Origin of the sequence: Streptomyces sp. Alt3 (assembly GCF_030719215.1) — a bacterium.
Lineage (GTDB): Bacteria > Actinomycetota > Actinomycetes > Streptomycetales > Streptomycetaceae > Streptomyces > Streptomyces glycanivorans.
This window is the reverse complement of the sequence record NZ_CP120983.1, coordinates 5,254,511-5,270,109: the sequence shown is the minus strand read 5'-3', so window position 1 is coordinate 5,270,109 and position 15,599 is coordinate 5,254,511. Positions and strand designations below refer to the sequence as shown.

At 71.6% G+C, this 15,599-nt stretch carries 13 protein-coding genes; 11 read left to right on the top strand and 2 right to left on the bottom strand.

The genetic code is table 11. From position 1 onward, the window contains the following. Positions 1 to 100: 100 nt before the first annotated feature. The 5 genes from P8A20_RS23255 (at position 101) to P8A20_RS23235 (ending at position 5,962) form a co-directional block, all read left to right on the top strand. Entirely contained in the window at positions 101 to 1,258 is a 1,158-nt protein-coding gene (locus P8A20_RS23255) for an acyl-CoA dehydrogenase family protein (RefSeq protein ID WP_014156144.1), read from the top strand. A 21-nt stretch (positions 1,259 to 1,279) separates the two neighbouring features. Further along, on the top strand, positions 1,280 to 2,155 hold the full coding sequence (locus P8A20_RS23250) for an acyl-CoA thioesterase (RefSeq protein WP_147963546.1): 876 nt from the start codon (positions 1,280 to 1,282) through the stop codon (positions 2,153 to 2,155). Between the two features lie 28 nt (positions 2,156 to 2,183). Continuing rightward, positions 2,184 to 3,143, top strand: coding sequence for a cation diffusion facilitator family transporter (locus P8A20_RS23245; RefSeq protein WP_306104183.1), 960 nt, complete (start codon positions 2,184 to 2,186; stop codon positions 3,141 to 3,143). Between the two features lie 116 nt (positions 3,144 to 3,259). Next, the gene (locus tag P8A20_RS23240; RefSeq protein ID WP_147963547.1) at positions 3,260 to 4,492 is read left to right on the top strand and encodes a cytochrome P450 family protein; all 1,233 of its coding nucleotides are present in this window, start codon (positions 3,260 to 3,262) and stop codon (positions 4,490 to 4,492) included. A gap of 501 nt (positions 4,493 to 4,993) precedes the next feature. Then, positions 4,994 to 5,962 carry an AraC-like ligand-binding domain-containing protein gene (locus P8A20_RS23235; protein ID WP_147963548.1) on the top strand — a complete coding sequence of 323 codons (969 nt, stop codon included), beginning with the start codon at positions 4,994 to 4,996 and terminating at the stop codon, positions 5,960 to 5,962. 58 nt (positions 5,963 to 6,020) lie between these two features. On the opposite strand, the gene P8A20_RS23230 is transcribed toward P8A20_RS23235, so the two are convergent. Further along, entirely contained in the window at positions 6,021 to 6,809 is a 789-nt protein-coding gene (locus tag P8A20_RS23230; protein WP_147963549.1) for a phosphatase, read from the bottom strand. An 89-nt stretch (positions 6,810 to 6,898) separates the two neighbouring features. Then, positions 6,899 to 7,513 carry an SACE_7040 family transcriptional regulator gene (locus P8A20_RS23225; protein ID WP_147963550.1) on the bottom strand — a complete coding sequence of 205 codons (615 nt, stop codon included), beginning with the start codon at positions 7,511 to 7,513 and terminating at the stop codon, positions 6,899 to 6,901. 110 nt (positions 7,514 to 7,623) lie between these two features. On the opposite strand from P8A20_RS23225, the gene P8A20_RS23220 reads away from it, so the two are divergent. The 6 genes from P8A20_RS23220 to P8A20_RS23195 all read left to right on the top strand — a co-directional run bounded on the left by P8A20_RS23220 (position 7,624) and on the right by P8A20_RS23195 (position 15,563). After that, positions 7,624 to 9,240, top strand: a complete 1,617-nt coding sequence (locus P8A20_RS23220) for a carboxyl transferase domain-containing protein (protein ID WP_147963551.1) — start codon at positions 7,624 to 7,626, stop codon at positions 9,238 to 9,240. A gap of 13 nt (positions 9,241 to 9,253) precedes the next feature. After that, positions 9,254 to 11,302 (top strand): ATP-binding protein, encoded by a 2,049-nt coding sequence (locus P8A20_RS23215; RefSeq protein ID WP_306104182.1) that lies wholly within the window; start codon positions 9,254 to 9,256, stop codon positions 11,300 to 11,302. 17 nt (positions 11,303 to 11,319) lie between these two features. Continuing rightward, entirely contained in the window at positions 11,320 to 12,249 is a 930-nt protein-coding gene (locus P8A20_RS23210) for a hydroxymethylglutaryl-CoA lyase (protein WP_147964113.1), read from the top strand. Between the two features lie 7 nt (positions 12,250 to 12,256). Next, positions 12,257 to 13,423: an acyl-CoA dehydrogenase family protein gene (locus P8A20_RS23205; protein ID WP_306104181.1), complete on the top strand. Its 1,167-nt coding sequence runs from the start codon at positions 12,257 to 12,259 to the stop codon at positions 13,421 to 13,423. 185 nt (positions 13,424 to 13,608) lie between these two features. Continuing rightward, a complete protein-coding gene (locus tag P8A20_RS23200; RefSeq protein ID WP_147963554.1) occupies positions 13,609 to 14,637 on the top strand; it encodes an ABC transporter substrate-binding protein in 1,029 nt (342 codons plus the stop codon). 74 nt (positions 14,638 to 14,711) lie between these two features. Then, complete coding sequence (locus P8A20_RS23195) at positions 14,712 to 15,563, top strand: siderophore-interacting protein (RefSeq protein ID WP_147963555.1); 852 nt, start codon at positions 14,712 to 14,714, stop codon at positions 15,561 to 15,563. Positions 15,564 to 15,599 lie beyond the last annotated feature (36 nt).

The window sequence follows — 15,599 nt, the reverse complement described above, 5'->3', positions numbered from 1 at the left end:
CCCTGGACAGCCGCCGTGACCGCCGGGTAACTTTTGACCAGGACTGAGCAAGCGCTTAGCCACTGCGACCGAAGCCGAAGCTGACACCAGGAGGCACCCCGTGCGCCGTACGGTTTACAACGAGGACCACGAGGCGTTCCGGGAGACCATCCGCGCCTTCATCGAGGCCGAGGTCGTCCCCGTCTACGACGAGTGGTTCGCAGCGGGCCAGGCGCCTCGCGACTTCTACTACAAGCTCGCCGAGCTGGGCATCTTCGGCATCGAGGTGCCCGAGGAGTACGGCGGCGCCGGCGAGGAGTCCTTCAAGTTCGAGGCGGTGCTGTACGAGGAGACCGCCCGCGCGGGCATCTCCTTCGGCGGCTCCGGCGTGCACGTCCTGCTCTGCCTTCCGTACCTCAAGGCGTACGCCACCGAGGAGCAGAAGAAGCGCTGGCTGCCGGACTTCGTCTCCGGCAAGTCCATGTACGCGATAGCCATGACCGAGCCGGGCACCGGTTCGGACCTGGCCGGCATGAAGACGACCGCCAAGCTCTCCGAGGACGGCACGCATTACGTCCTCAACGGCGCCAAGACCTTCATCACCGGTGGTGTGCACGCCGACAAGGTCATCGTCTGCGCCCGCACGGACGCCCCCAAGGCCGACGACCGCCGCCACGGCATCTCGCTCCTGGTGGTCGACACCAAGTCCGAGGGCTACTCGGTCGGCCGCAAGCTGGACAAGCTGGGCCTCAAGGTCTCCGACACCGCCGAGCTGGCCTTCGTGGACGTCAAGGTGCCCGTCGACGACCTGCTGGGCGAGGAGAACAAGGGCTTCTCCTACCTCGGCCAGAACCTCCCCCAGGAGCGCCTGGGCATCGCCGTCGGCGCGTACGCGCAGGCGAAGGCCGCCGTGCGGTTCGCCCAGCAGTACACGCAGGACCGCACCGTCTTCGGCAAGACCGTCGCGTCCTTCCAGAACACCAAGTTCGAACTGGCCGCCTGCAAGGCCGAGGTCGACGCGGCCGAGGCCGTCTGCGACCGTGCGATCGAGGCCCTGGACGCCGGCGAGCTCACCCCCGCCGAGGCCGCATCGGCGAAGCTGTTCTGCACCGAGGTCGCGCACCGCGTGATCGACCGCTGCCTCCAGCTGCACGGCGGCTACGGCTTCATGAACGAGTACCCGATCGCCCGCCTGTACACGGACAACCGGGTCAACCGCATCTACGGCGGCACCAGCGAGGTCATGAAGTCGATCATCGCCAAGTCCATGGGCCTCTGAGAGCGGCTACGTTTCTCCTCCATGAGCGCAGCACTCGAATCCCTGCTCGATCTGCTCGACCTGGAGCGGATCGAGCAGGACATCTTCCGGGGCACGAGCCGTTCGGCGGTCGTGCCCCGGGTCTTCGGCGGCCAGGTCGCGGCCCAGGCCCTGGTCGCCGCCGGGCGCACGGTCCCCGGGGACCGTGGCGCCCACTCCCTGCACGCGTACTTCCTGCGCCCCGGGGACCCGGGCGCGCCGATCGTCTACAGCGTGGACCGGATCCGCGACGGGCGCTCCTTCACGACCCGCCGGGTGGTCGCCGTCCAGCACGGCAAGCCGATCTTCCACCTCTCGGCGTCGTTCCAGGTCCACGAGGAGGGCATGGACCACCAGGCGGTCATGCCCCCGGCGCCGGACCCGGAGACCCTGCCGACGGCGGCGGAGATGCTGCCCCGCCACGCGCACCGCTTCACCGACCCGAGCATGGTGGACCGGCTGCTGGAGGCCCGGGCCGCCGTCGACCTGCGGTACGTCGACGCGCCGCCGTTCGCCACGGCCGGTGAACCCCGCGAGCCCCGCTCCCAGGTCTGGTTCCGGACCCACGGCAAGCTGGCGGACGACCCGCTGCTGCACGTCTGCATGGCGACGTACGTCTCCGACATGACGCTCCTCGACTCCGTGCTGCTCGCCCACGGGCGCGGCGGCTGGTCGGTCGGCGACGTGGTGGGCGCCAGCCTGGACCACGCGATGTGGTTCCACCGCCCCTTCCGGGCCGACGAGTGGCTGCTGTACGACCAGGAGTCACCGTCCGCGTCGGGCGGGCGCGGTCTCGGGCAGGCCAGGATCTGGACGGCGGACGGCAAGCTGGCCATCACGGTCATCCAGGAGGGCCTGGTACGCGTCCCGAGGGACTGAGGCCGAGCATTCGGACATACTGCCCACCATGGGTGACGAGCAGACCGAGGGCGGCGAGTCCACGTCCACCGTCGTCGTCGCGGCGGCCGCCAATCTCGGCATCGCGGTGGCGAAGCTGGTGGCGGGCCTGATCAGCGGTTCGAGCGCGATGCTGTCGGAGGCGGCGCACTCGGTCGCCGACACCGTCACCGAGCTCATGCTCCTCACCGCGCTGAAGCGCAGCGAGAAGCCGCCGGACGAGGACCACCCGCTGGGCTACGGCCCCGAGCGGTACATCTGGGCGATGCTCGCCGCCGTCGCGACGTTCGTCGGGGGCGCGGTGTTCTCCCTGTACGACGGCATCCACACCCTGCTGAAGGGTGAGGAGCTGGGCGATCCGCTCGTCTCCTACGTCGTCCTCGCGGTGGCCTTCCTGCTGGAGGGCTTCTCGCTGCGCACGGGGGTACGGCAGGTGCGCGGGGAGGCCGCGCGGCTCCGGATGCCCGCGCCGCGCTATCTGCGCCGGACCCCCGACACCGCGGTCAAGGCCGTCGTGATGGAGGACTCGGCGGCCCTGGCGGGGCTGCTGCTGGCGGCCGGCGGGCTGCTCGGCGGGCAGCTGTCCGGTTCGGCGGTGTGGGACGGCATCGCCTCGATCCTCATCGGCGTACTGCTGGTGTACGTGGCGTGGGTGCTGTGCCGGTCCAACGCCCAGCTGCTGATCGGCCGGCCGCTCCCGGCGGACATGCGGGCCGGGGTGCGCGAGGAACTGTTGTCCGTGCCGCACGTCGTCGAGGTGCTGGAGCTGACCACGCTGATCCAGGGCCCCTCGGAGCTGCTGGTCGCCGCGAAGGTCGATTTCCGGGACGCCTCGACGGCCGCGCAGATCGAGTGGGCGTGCGAGGAGGCGGAGCAGCAGCTGCGGGAGCGCTACCCGTCGATCCAGCGGGTGTACCTGGACCCGACACCGGGGCGCGCACAGCGGGCGGCGGCGCGCCCGGGCGGCTGATCCGGGCGCGGGGCGGACACGCGCGGGAATGTGAGGGTGCTGCGGGAGGCGGGGTCCGCGCTCGCCGCGAGGGGTAGAACCGTGGCGATCTCTTTCCCTACCGAGGAGAACCGTTCGTGCCCCAGCATCCCGCCCCCATCGTCCTCGACCCGGCCGCCCGTGACGCGGACGCCGAGCACGAGCTCTTACGCGCCCAGGGTCCCGCCGCACGCATCGACATCCTCGGGGTGGAGGCGTGGTCGGTGAGCGACCCGGTTCTGCTCAAGCAACTGCTGACCAGCCCTGAGGTGTCCAAGGACGGACGCCGGCACTGGCCCGGCTTCGACGAGGCCGTCCGGACCTGGCCGCTGGCCCTGTGGGTCGCCGCGACGAACATGTTCACCGCCTACGGGGGCGACCACCGCCGTCTGCGGCGCACCGTCGCGCCCGCGTTCAGCGCCCGGCGCGTCGCGGCCATGAGGCCGACCGTCGAAGGCATCGTGGAACAGCTCCTGGACGCCCTGGAGGCCACCCCCGCCGGTGAAGTCGCCGATCTGCGCGACCGGTTGGCGTATCCGCTGCCCATAGCGGTCATCGGCCGGCTCCTGGGCGTCCCCGACGACCGGGCCACCGAGTTCCGCTCCCTGGTCAACGACGTGTTCTCCACCACCCTGACCCCCGAGGAGGCCGCGTCCAACGCCGAGCAGCTGTACGCCATGCTCGACGCGCTCATCGCCGCCAAGCGGGCCGCCCCCGGTGAGGACATGGCGTCCGTGCTGATCGCCCTGGGCGAGGAGAACGCCGACGGGCAGGGGCTGGCCGAGGAGGAGTTGCGCGACACTCTCCTCCTGATGATCAACGCCGGTTACGAGACGACCGTCAATCTGATCGACCAGGCCGTGACGCACCTGCTCACCGACCCGGACCAGCTGGCCCACGTCCGTGCGGGCCGCGCGTCGTGGACGGACGTCGTGGAGGAGACGCTGCGTCACTCGCCGCCGGTGAAGCACCTCCCCCTGCGGTTCGCCGTGACCGACATCGCGCTGCCCGACGGACGGACCATCGCGAAGGGCGAGGCGATCCTCGCCTCCTACGCCGCGGCCAACCGCCACCCCGGCTGGCACCGGGACCCGCACGCCTTCGACGTCACCCGGATCACGAAGGAACACCTCGCCTTCGGCCACGGGATCCACTTCTGCCTGGGCGCGGCACTGGCCAGGATGGAGGCCGAGATCGCGCTGGAAGCCTTCTTCGACCGCTTCCCCGACGCCGCGATCGCCCCCGGGGAGGGGGACATGGGGCCGGTGGCTTCGCTGATCAGCAACGGGCACCGGGCTCTCCCAGTGCGCCTGCGTCCGCGACGGGACTGACCGTCGCGTCATCCCGCGGCGTGACCGGGTGGTGCTCGATGCGGCTGCGCTCCACACCCCCGTGACCGGTGGAGCGCAGCCGCATCGTGGGCCGAACCCCGCCCCCGCCGGGATCAGCCACGAGCGCCGCGGTCCGGACCCCTCCGGTCCGGTCGCGGCTTGCCCGACAGACCTTAGGGCGGAGAGGGGGTGCGCACTGTGTCGGTCGTGCGCAAAACTTTGTCAGCAGCGCGAGTTCGGGGGCGGTCACCCCACCGGCCGTCGTCCGAGCGCCCCTGGCCGAGGACGGCGCGCGGAGGCCGGGGATCCCTCCACAGCGTTGCGCGGGGTAGCGGAACACTGCCATCCTGTTGCCCGGGTCATGCGTGTCTAGGGGTGGATCATGGAGGAACGGGCCAGAGGGTTTCCTGACGGACCGTGCGGACCTGACGGACCGTGCGGACCTGACGTGGCGTACGGATCCGGGGGATCTCGCGCCCCGCACCGGCGAAGGCTTTTCCGGTGAGCTCGGTCCTGGACACCTCGGACATCCCGGCGCGGGACCGTGAAGAGGTGATCCGGCACGCGGTGTGGGAATCCCTGGTGCGGATCGACATCGATCATCACCTGTCGCCCGAGGACCTCGCGGTTCACATCGGGCTGGACACTGCGGGCCCCCTGGGGATCTGCTCGGCGCGAGCGACCTCGATGACCATCAGGCGGACCCCGCGCCTGGCACGGGAGGACGAGGAGCCGGCCGTCTTCCTCGGCCTGCAGGTGTCAGGCACCAGTCTGGTGGCGCAGAACGGCCGCCAGGCTCTGCTGAGGCCCGGGGACTTCGCCCTCTACGACACGGTCACGCCCTACACGCTCCTCTTCGACGAGGGGGTGCACCATCACTTCATCCGGTTTCCCCGCGCGGCGCTCGCGCTTCCCGAGCGGGCACTCCGGGACGTCACCGCGGTCACCCTCGGCTCCGGCAATCCGCTGGCGGGCCTCGCCTCCACGTACTTCTCCCAGCTGGTCGTCAGCGAAGAGCTGCACAGCGGTTCGTACGCGGACGCGGTCGCGGAACCCAGCATCGAACTCGTCCGTGCCGTCGTGGCGACCCAGCTCGGGAGCCAGGACCTGGCCAGGGCGCCGCTGGAGGCCACGCTGGGCCTGCGGATCAAGCGGTACATGCGCGCGCACCTGGCCGACAGGGACCTGTCCGCCGCACGGATCGCCGCCGCGCACGACATCTCGGTACGTCACCTCTACACGGTGCTGGCCCGGTCGGGTATCGCCCTCGGAGACTGGATCCGCTCGCACCGCCTCGAGGAGTGCAAGCGGGAGCTGGCCGGCCCCGCGGGAAGGGCCCGGACCATAGCGGCGGTCGGACGGAGCTGGGGCTTCGTGGACGCGACTCACTTCAGCAAGGTGTTCAAGAAGGCCTACGGCGTCTCGCCCCGGGACTGGCGCGAGGAGAACCGCCCCCGCGCCTCGCCGTGAGGGGGCGGGGGCGACGACCGCGGTGAGGCGCGCGGGTCACGAACCGGCGTCACTCCCGTTAGACGGAGGGGAGCAGCCCGGCCGCGTCCAGCAGGTAGTCGGTCATCGGGTCGTAGTAGCGCGGGTCGGCGACATGGTCGTCCAGGGGCACCGTGACCTGGAGGGTGCCCTCCGCCTCCCCCAGGAAGAGTGCGGGGTCGTTGCAGTCCGCGTAGCCGATCGAGTCGATCCCGCGCTGCCCGGCGCATCCGGCCCAGCCGTGGTCGGCCACGACCAGGTCGGGCCGCGGCCGGCCCTCGCGCTCCAGGCCGTCGAGGATGGCGGCCATCGGCACCGGCGAGTGCGTGTGCCAGAGGGTCGCGCCGCGCTCCAGCACGGCGACGTCGGCGAACTGGAAGACCATGCCCTCGTCCGCCATCAGGCCGCCCGGGATCCGTACGATCTCGCATCCGGCCTCCCGCAGGGCGTTCGCGGTCTGCCGGTGCACGTCGAGCAGCCCGCCGGGGTGACCGGTCGCGAGCAGCACCCGCTCCCCGTCCGCGGCCGCCTTGCGCAGCCGGGCCGCCATCCGGTCGAGGGCGTCGACCGTCAGTTCCGGGTCGATGGTGTCCTGCCCCTGCCGGTGCTCCGGGTCGTCGTTGACCCCGCATCTCTCGGCCATCACGGCCAGCACGTCCTGCTCGTCCGTCCAGCGGTCACCGAGCTCCAGCCCCAGCCAGAAATGGCGGTTGCCGTTGGCGAGCTGGCGGTAGTGGGAGAGGTTGTTGTCGCGGGGGGTGGCGACGTCGCCCGCGATACGGGTGCGGACGAGGTGCTCGACGAGGGCGGCGCGGCTGGGTATCGGCATGCACCCATTGTGCCGTCGGGTACGCGGTGTGTGCCCGGTGTCTCGACCGGCGGGATCCCGAGTGCGCCCGTACGGGTCCCGCGCGGGTGCTACGAACCCGCCGCCTCGAAGGCGCCGCGCGCGAGGCGGTGCAGCAGGGCGGCCGTGGCCGTGCGGTCCGGGAGGGCCTCGGGGCGGGTCAGGTGGGGGGTGGAGTTCAGCAGGCCGAACACCGCGTGGACGGTGACCCTGGCCTGGTTCTCCGCGAGGGCCGGGTAGAGGGCGCGTACGACGTCGACCCAGACCTCCACGTACTGCCGCTGGAGCTGGCGCACGCGTTTGCGGTCCGTGTCGCGCAGACGGTCCAGCTCGCGGTCGTGGAGGGTGATCAGGGGGCGGTCGTCCAGTGCGAAGTCGATGTGGCCCTCGATGAGGGCGTCCAGGAGGGCGTCCGGGGAACCGCCGCGGGAGGCGCCGTCCTCGGTGACACGCAGCCTGCCGCCTGCCAGCAGGCGCTCGCTGATGCCGACGAGCAGTTCGGCGAGCATCGCGTCCTTGCCGGGGAAGTGGCGGTAGAGGCCGGGGCCGCTGATCCCCACCGCGGCCCCTATCTCGTCGACCCCGACACCGTGGAAGCCGCGCTCGGCGAAGAGGCGGGCGGCCTCCCTGAGGATCTGCTCGCGGCGGGTGGGAGCCGCGACACGGGCGGCGGCATGGGTGCTCATGAGGATTCATTCTAGACAGGCGGGTTAGCGCTCGTTAACCTGAGCTGCGTTCGTTAACGTTCACTAACTCCCATCGGACTACTGCGGTACGGGCAAGGGGGCTCGACAGGATGCAGCAGGCACCGGTCCTGGTGAGCGCGGCAGATCCCGCCTCGGAGGCCTGGCAGGCCAACGAGGCGGCGCATCACGCGCTCGCCGAGGAGCTGCGCACGCGGCTCGCCACGGCACGGCTCGGCGGGGGTGAGAAGGCCCGCGCCCGGCATGTGGCACGCGGCAAGCTGCTGCCCCGGGAGCGGGTGGACACGCTGCTCGACCCTGGTTCGCCCTTCCTGGAGCTGGCGCCTCTCGCGGCCGAGGGGCTGTACGGCGGCGCGGCGCCGGCGGCCGGCGTGATCGCCGGGATCGGCCGGGTCAGCGGCCGCGAGTGCGTGATCGTCGCCAATGACGCGACCGTCAAGGGCGGCACGTACTACCCGATGACGGTGAAGAAGCACCTGCGCGCCCAGGAGGTGGCCCTGGAGAACCGGCTGCCGTGCCTCTACCTCGTCGACTCGGGAGGCGCGTTCCTCCCGATGCAGGACGAGGTGTTCCCCGACCGGGAGCACTTCGGCCGGATCTTCTACAACCAGGCCCGCATGTCCGGTGCCGGCGTCCCGCAGATCGCGGCAGTGCTCGGCTCCTGCACGGCGGGCGGGGCGTACGTCCCGGCCATGAGCGACGAGGCGGTCATCGTCCGGAACCAGGGCACGATCTTCCTGGGCGGCCCGCCGCTCGTGAAGGCGGCCACCGGTGAGGTGGTGACGGCGGAGGAGCTCGGCGGTGGCGAGGTGCACTCCCGTACTTCCGGGGTCACCGACCATCTGGCCGAGGACGACGCGCACGCGCTGCGGATCGTACGGAACATCGTCGCGACCCTCCCGGAGCGGGGCCCCCTCCCCTGGTCGGTGGAGCCCGCCGAGGAGCCGAAGGCCGACCCGGCCGGGCTGTACGGCGCGGTGCCCGTCGACTCGCGTACGCCCTACGACGTGCGGGAGGTCATCGCCCGGGTGGTGGACGGCTCACGCTTCGCCGAGTTCAAGGCGGAGTACGGCCAGACGCTGATCACCGGCTTCGCCCGCATCCACGGGCACCCCGTCGGCATCGTCGCCAACAACGGGATCCTGTTCTCGGAGTCCGCCCAGAAGGGCGCCCACTTCATCGAGCTGTGCGACCAGCGCGGCATCCCGCTGGTGTTCCTCCAGAACATCTCCGGCTTCATGGTCGGCCGGGACTACGAGGCCGGGGGCATCGCCAAGCACGGCGCCAAGATGGTGACGGCCGTGGCGTGCACGCGGGTACCGAAGCTGACGGTCGTCGTCGGCGGGTCGTACGGCGCGGGGAACTACTCCATGTGCGGCCGGGCCTATTCACCGCGGTTCCTGTGGATGTGGCCGAACGCCAAGATCTCGGTGATGGGCGGCGAGCAGGCGGCGTCCGTGCTGGCCACCGTCAAGCGGGACCAGATCGAGGGCCGCGGCGAGGAGTGGCCGGCCGAGGACGAGGAGGCCTTCAAGGATCCGGTCCGCGCGCAGTACGAGCAGCAGGGCAACGCCTACTACGCCACCGCCCGGCTCTGGGACGACGGTGTGATCGACCCGACGGAGACCCGGCAGGTGCTGGGACTCGCTCTGACCGCGTGTGCCAACGCCCCGCTGGGCGACCCCCAGTTCGGCGTCTTCCGGATGTGATGTGAGGACTTCCATGTTCAGCACAGTTCTGGTCGCCAACCGTGGCGAGATCGCGGTCCGGGTCATCCGGACACTGCGCGAGCTCGGCGTGCGGTCGGTGGCCGTCTTCAGCGACGCCGACGCGGACGCCCGGCACGTCCGGGAGGCGGACACGGCGGTACGCATCGGGCCCGCGCCCGCCTCGGAGAGCTATCTGTCGGTGGAGCGGCTGCTGGACGCCGCCCGCCGCACGGGCGCCGAGGCGGTCCACCCGGGCTACGGCTTCCTCGCGGAGAACGCGGGCTTCGCGCAGGCCTGCGCGGAGGCGGGGCTGGTCTTCATCGGGCCGCCCGCCCCGGCGATCTCGCTGATGGGCGACAAGATCCGCGCCAAGGAGACCGTCGCCGCGGCCGGCGTCCCGGTGGTGCCGGGCTCCTCCGGGAGCGGGCTCACCGACGCCCAGCTGCGAGCGGCCGCCCGGGAGATCGGGATGCCCGTCCTGCTGAAGCCCTCGGCGGGCGGTGGTGGCAAGGGCATGCGGCTGGTGCGCGAGGAGGCGCTGCTGGCCGACGAGATCGCGGCGGCGCGGCGCGAGGCGCGCGCCTCGTTCGGTGACGACACGCTCCTCGTGGAGCGGTGGATCGACCGGCCGCGCCACATCGAGATCCAGGTCCTGGCCGACGGCCACGGCAACGTCGTCCACCTCGGCGAGCGCGAGTGCTCCCTCCAGCGCCGTCACCAGAAGATCATCGAGGAGGCTCCCTCGGTCCTGCTCGACGAGCGGACCCGGGCCGCGATGGGCGAGGCGGCCGTGCAGGCGGCACGGTCCTGCGGCTATGTGGGCGCGGGAACGGTCGAGTTCATCGTCCCGGGCGACGACCCCTCCTCGTACTGGTTCATGGAGATGAACACCCGTCTCCAGGTCGAGCACCCGGTCACCGAGCTGATCACCGGCCTCGACCTGGTCGAGTGGCAGCTGCGGGTCGCCTCCGGCGTCCGCCTGCCGTACGCCCAGGCCGACATCACCCTCACCGGGCACGCCGTCGAGGCGCGGGTCTGCGCGGAGGACCCGGCCCGCGGCTTCCTCCCGTCCGGCGGCACGGTGCTCGCCCTGCACGAGCCGCAGGGCGGCGGGCTGCGGACGGACTCGGGGCTCAGCGAGGGCGTGCCGGTCGGGAGCACCTACGACCCGATGCTCTCGAAGGTCATCGCGTACGGCCCGGACAGGCCCACGGCGCTGCGCCGGCTGCGCGCGGCCCTCGCGGACACGGTGGTGCTTGGCGTGCCGACGAACGCCGGCTTCCTGCGGCGGCTGCTGGCACATCCGGCGGTGGCCGCGGGCGACCTGGACACCGGCCTCGTGGAGCGCGAGGCGGGCGGCCTGGTGCCGGAGGGGGTGCCGGAGGAGGTCTACGCGGTGGCGGCGCTGCTGCGGCAGCCGCCCCCCGTGCCCGCGGCCGGCTGGGTGGACCCGTTCTCGGTGCCGAGCGGCTGGCGGCTGGGCGGCACCCCCGCGGAGACCTTCCACCACTTCCGGGTGCCGGGCCACGACCCGGTGCGCGTGGGACTGCGTAAGGGCGCGGCGGGCTCGGCCTCGCTGACGTTCGGCCACGCCGGGGACCGGGAGGAGCGGGCGGACGCGTGCGGGCCGGTGCCGTCGCTGCCCGGCTCGGAGAGTGCCCGGCTCGTCGAGGCGTCCGGGGCGCGCGTCGTCATCGAACTCGACGGCCTGACGCACACGTTCAGCCGGGCGTCGTCCCCGGAGGGGGTCTGGCTCGGACGGGACGGCGACACCTGGCACGTCCAGGACCACGACCCGGTCCAGGCGTCCCTCGGTGGCGCCGGCCGGTCCGGCGCGGACACGCTCGCCGCGCCCATGCCCGGGACGGTCACGGTGGTGAAGGTGGCCGTCGGGGACGAGGTCGTGGCCGGGCAGAGCCTGCTGGTCGTCGAGGCGATGAAGATGGAGCACGTCATCTCCGCCCCGCACGCCGGAACGGTCACCGAACTGGACGTCATCGCCGGCGCCACGGTCGCCATGGACCAGATCCTGGCCGTGGTGGCCCCGAGGGAGGAATCGTGACCGACACCGGACTGCCCATGACGGTGCCCGCCCAGGGGCTCCCGGGCCGGGTGCGCATCCATGAGGTCGGCGCCCGCGACGGACTTCAGAACGAGAAGTCCGTCGTACCGACCGAGGTGAAGGCGGAGTTCGTCCGCCGGCTCGCGGAGGCGGGGCTCTCCACGATCGAGGCGACCAGCTTCGTGCACCCGAAGTGGGTGCCCCAACTGGCGGACGCGGAGCAGCTGTTCCCGATGCTCGGTGAGATCGCCGACGTCGGGGACGTGGCGCTCCCCGTCCTCGTGCCGAACGAGCGCGGCCTGGACCGGGCGCTCGCGCTCGGCGCCCGCCGGATCGCCGTCTTCGGTTCGGCCACCGAGACGTTCGCCGCCCGCAACCTCAACCGCACGGTGGACGAGTCGCTCGCGATGTTCGAGCCGGTGGTGGCCCGGGCCGAGGACGCCGGGGTGCACGTGCGCGGCTATCTGTCGATGTGCTTCGGCGACCCGTGGGAGGGCGCGGTCCCCGTCGCGCAGGTCGTCCGGGTCGCGAAGGCCCTGATGGACCTCGGCTGCGACGAGCTCTCCCTCGGCGACACGATCGGCGTCGCCACCCCGGGCCATGTGCGGGAGCTGCTGTCCGCGCTGAACGACGCTGGCGTGCGCACCGACACGATCGGGGTGCACTTCCACGACACGTACGGCCAGGCGCTCTCCAACACCCTGGCCGCGCTCCAGCACGGGGTGACGACGGTGGACGCCTCGGCGGGCGGCCTCGGCGGCTGCCCGTACGCGAAGAGCGCCACCGGCAATCTCGCCACCGAGGATCTCGTGTGGATGCTCGACGGTCTCGGTGTGCACACCGGGGTCGATCTCGGCGCACTCACCGCCACAAGCGTGTGGATGGCCGAGCAGCTGGGCCGCCCGAGCCCGTCCCGTACCGTCCGCGCGCTGTCCCACAAGGAGTGAAGCACCCATGTCCCTTGACCACCGGCTGACCGCCGAGCACGAGGAACTGCGCCGTACCGTAGAGGAGTTCGCACATGATGTGATCGCCCCGAAGATCGGCGACCTCTACGAGCGCCACGAGTTCCCCTACGAGATCGTGCGGGAGATGGGCCGGATGGGCCTGTTCGGCCTGCCGTTCCCGGAGGAGTACGGCGGCATGGGCGGGGACTACCTCGCCCTCGGGATCGCCCTGGAGGAGCTGGCGCGGGTCGACTCGTCCGTGGCGATCACCCTGGAGGCCGGCGTCTCGCTCGGCGCCATGCCCGTCTTCCGGTTCGGGACCGAGGAGCAGAAGGAGCGGTGGCTGCCGAAGCTCTGCGCGGGAGAGGCACTGGGCGCGTTCGGGCTGACGGAGCCGGACGGCGGCTCGGACGCGGGCGGCACACGGACGACGGCCGTCCTGGACGAGGCCACCGGCGAGTGGGTGATCAACGGCTCCAAGTGCTTCATCACCAACTCCGGTACGGACATCACGGAGCTGGTGACGGTGACGGCGGTCACCGGCCGCAAGGAGAACGGCGCCCCGCGCATCTCCGCGATCATCGTCCCGTCCGGTACCCCGGGCTTCACGGTGGCCGCCCCGTACTCCAAGGTCGGGTGGAACGCGTCGGACACCCGTGAGCTGTCCTTCTCCGACGTCCGCGTCCCGGCGGCGAACCTGCTCGGTGAGGAGGGCCGCGGGTATGCGCAGTTCCTGCGGATCCTGGACGAGGGCCGGATCGCCATCTCGGCGCTGTCGACGGGCCTGGCGCAGGGCTGCGTGGACGAGTCGCTGAAGTACGCGAAGGAGCGGCACGCCTTCGGGAGGCCGATCGGCGCCAACCAGGCCATCCAGTTCAAGATCGCGGACATGGAGACCCGGGCGCACATGGCCCGGATCGGCTGGCGCGACGCGGCCTCGCGGCTCGTCGCGGGTGAGCCGTTCAAGAAGGAGGCGGCCATCGCGAAGCTGTACTCGTCGACGGTGGCGGTGGACAACGCCCGGGACGCGACGCAGATCCACGGCGGGTACGGCTTCATGAACGAGTACCCGGTGGCACGGATGTGGCGCGACTCCAAGATCCTGGAGATCGGCGAGGGCACGAGTGAGGTGCAGCGGATGCTGATCGCCAGGGAGCTGGGCATGGACGCCTGACGGACGCGCTCCAGGGGACACCGGAAGAGCCTCCCTCCCCGCCGGGGAAGGGAGGCTCTTCCGCGCGCGGGTAACGGAACGGCCGCTGCCCCTTGCCCTCCTCGCCCGCCATATGTGAGGTTAGGCTAGCCTTCCCTCGAATCGTCAGCGGGCGCCCTGCGGCGCGTACGAAAGCAGACTCACTCATGACCGTCCTCCGGACCAGCTCACTCTCCCGCCGCGGCCTGTTGGCCGTCGGTGGCGCCGTCGGTCTCGGTGCCGTCCTCGCGGCATGCGGTGACAGTGACGAGAAGGGCTCCGCCTCGGGTTCGGGTGCGGAGAAATCCGGCCCCTGGTCCTTCGAGGACGACCGTGGGCAGACCGCCGAGGCCGAGTCCACGCCGAAGAACATCGTCGCGTTCATCGGTGTCGCCGCCGCGCTCCACGACTACGGCGTCGAGGTGAAGGGCGTCTTCGGCCCGACGAAGACCTCGGACGGCAAGGCCGACGTGCAGGCGGGCGACCTCGACATCAGCAAGGTCGAGATACTCGGCAACGTCTGGGGCGAGTTCAACGTCGAGAAGTACGCGGGGCTCGCACCGGAGCTCCTCGTCACCGCCATGTGGGAGAAGGACGCCCTCTGGTACGTGCCGGACCAGTCCAAGGACAAGATCCTCAAGCTGGCCCCGAGCGTCGCCCTGTGGGCCGCCCAGACCACGGTCCCGAAGGCGATCCAGCGCCACGAGGACCTCGCCGCCTCCCTCGGCGCCGACGTCAAGGCCAAGAAGGTCACCGACGCCAAGGCCGCCTTCGAGAAGGCGGCGGCCCGGCTGCGCGCCGCCGCCAAGTCCCAGCCGAACATCAAGGTCCTGGTGGGCTCGGCCAGTCAGGACCTGTTCTACGTCTCGCTCGCCAAGACGTCCGCGGACACCCTGTACTTCCAGGAGCTCGGCGTGCAGTTCGTCGAGCCGAAGGTCAACGAGGCAGGCTTCTTCGAGGAGCTGAGCTGGGAGAACGTCGACAAGTACGACGCCGACATCATCATGATGGACAACCGCTCCTCCGCGCTCCAGCCCGACGCCCTGACCTCGAAGCCGACCTGGGCCGGACTGCCCGCCGTGAAGGCCGGTCAGGTCATCCCGCGCACGACGGAGCCCATCTACTCCTACGACAAGTGCGCCCCGATCCTCGACGCCCTCGCCGAGGCCATCGAGAAGGCCAAGAAGGTCGGCTGATCCCCTGGCCCGGCCCGGAGCGTCTCCGGGCCGGGCCGTCATCCGCCGCTCCGCCTCCCGGGAGGAACCCTCGTATGACGACCGCGACCGCACCCGCCATCGCCCCCTTCCGGTTCTTCGGCCTGACGGTCCTGCGGACCAGCCGGCTGAGCCCGTCGATGCGGAGGATCACCTTCGGCGGGCCGGGGTGCGACGGCTTCGTCGCCGGAGGCCGCGACCAGAGCCTCTCGGTCTTCCTGCCGCATCCGGGCCAGACCGAGGCCGTGGTCCCGGTCGACGGGAACGGTGAGTGGTTCCCGGCCTGGCGCGCCCTGCCCGCCGACGTCAGGGCGGTCATGCGGTCGTACACCGTGCGCGCCCAGCGGTACGCCCCGGACGGTTCGACCGAGATCGACATCGACTTCGCGCTCCACGAGGACGGCGGGCCCGCCTGCCGCTGGGCCGAGGCCGCCGTACCGGGGCAGCGTCTGACCGTCCTGGGCCCCACCGGTGAGGCCAACAACGGCGTCCGTTTCCAGCCGCCGCAGGACACCGGCTGCGTGCTGATCTGCGCCGACGAGACCGCGCTGCCCGCCGCGTCGGCCGCACTGGAATGGCTGCCGGCCGGCACGAAGGCCCGGGCCTGGCTGGAGGTCCCGCACAGCCTGGACCGTCTGGACATCCGCACCGAGGCCGACGTGCGCATCACCTGGCTCGTGCGGGCGGAGGGCGCTCCCTCCGCCGTCGACGCCGTGCGCGCGGAGGAACTGCCCGAGGGCACCCCGTACGTCTGGATCGCCGGTGAGTCGTCCGGGGTCAAGGCCCTGCGCCGCCACTTCGTCCGGGAGAGGCTGCTCGACCGCCGCCGGGTCACCTTCACCGGCTACTGGCGGCGCGGGCTGAGCGAGGAGCAGCTGAGGGAGCAGGCGGCGCGGGTCGCGGCGTAACACCCCTGCGTGTCTTGTGGGGTTCCTGTGACGGAC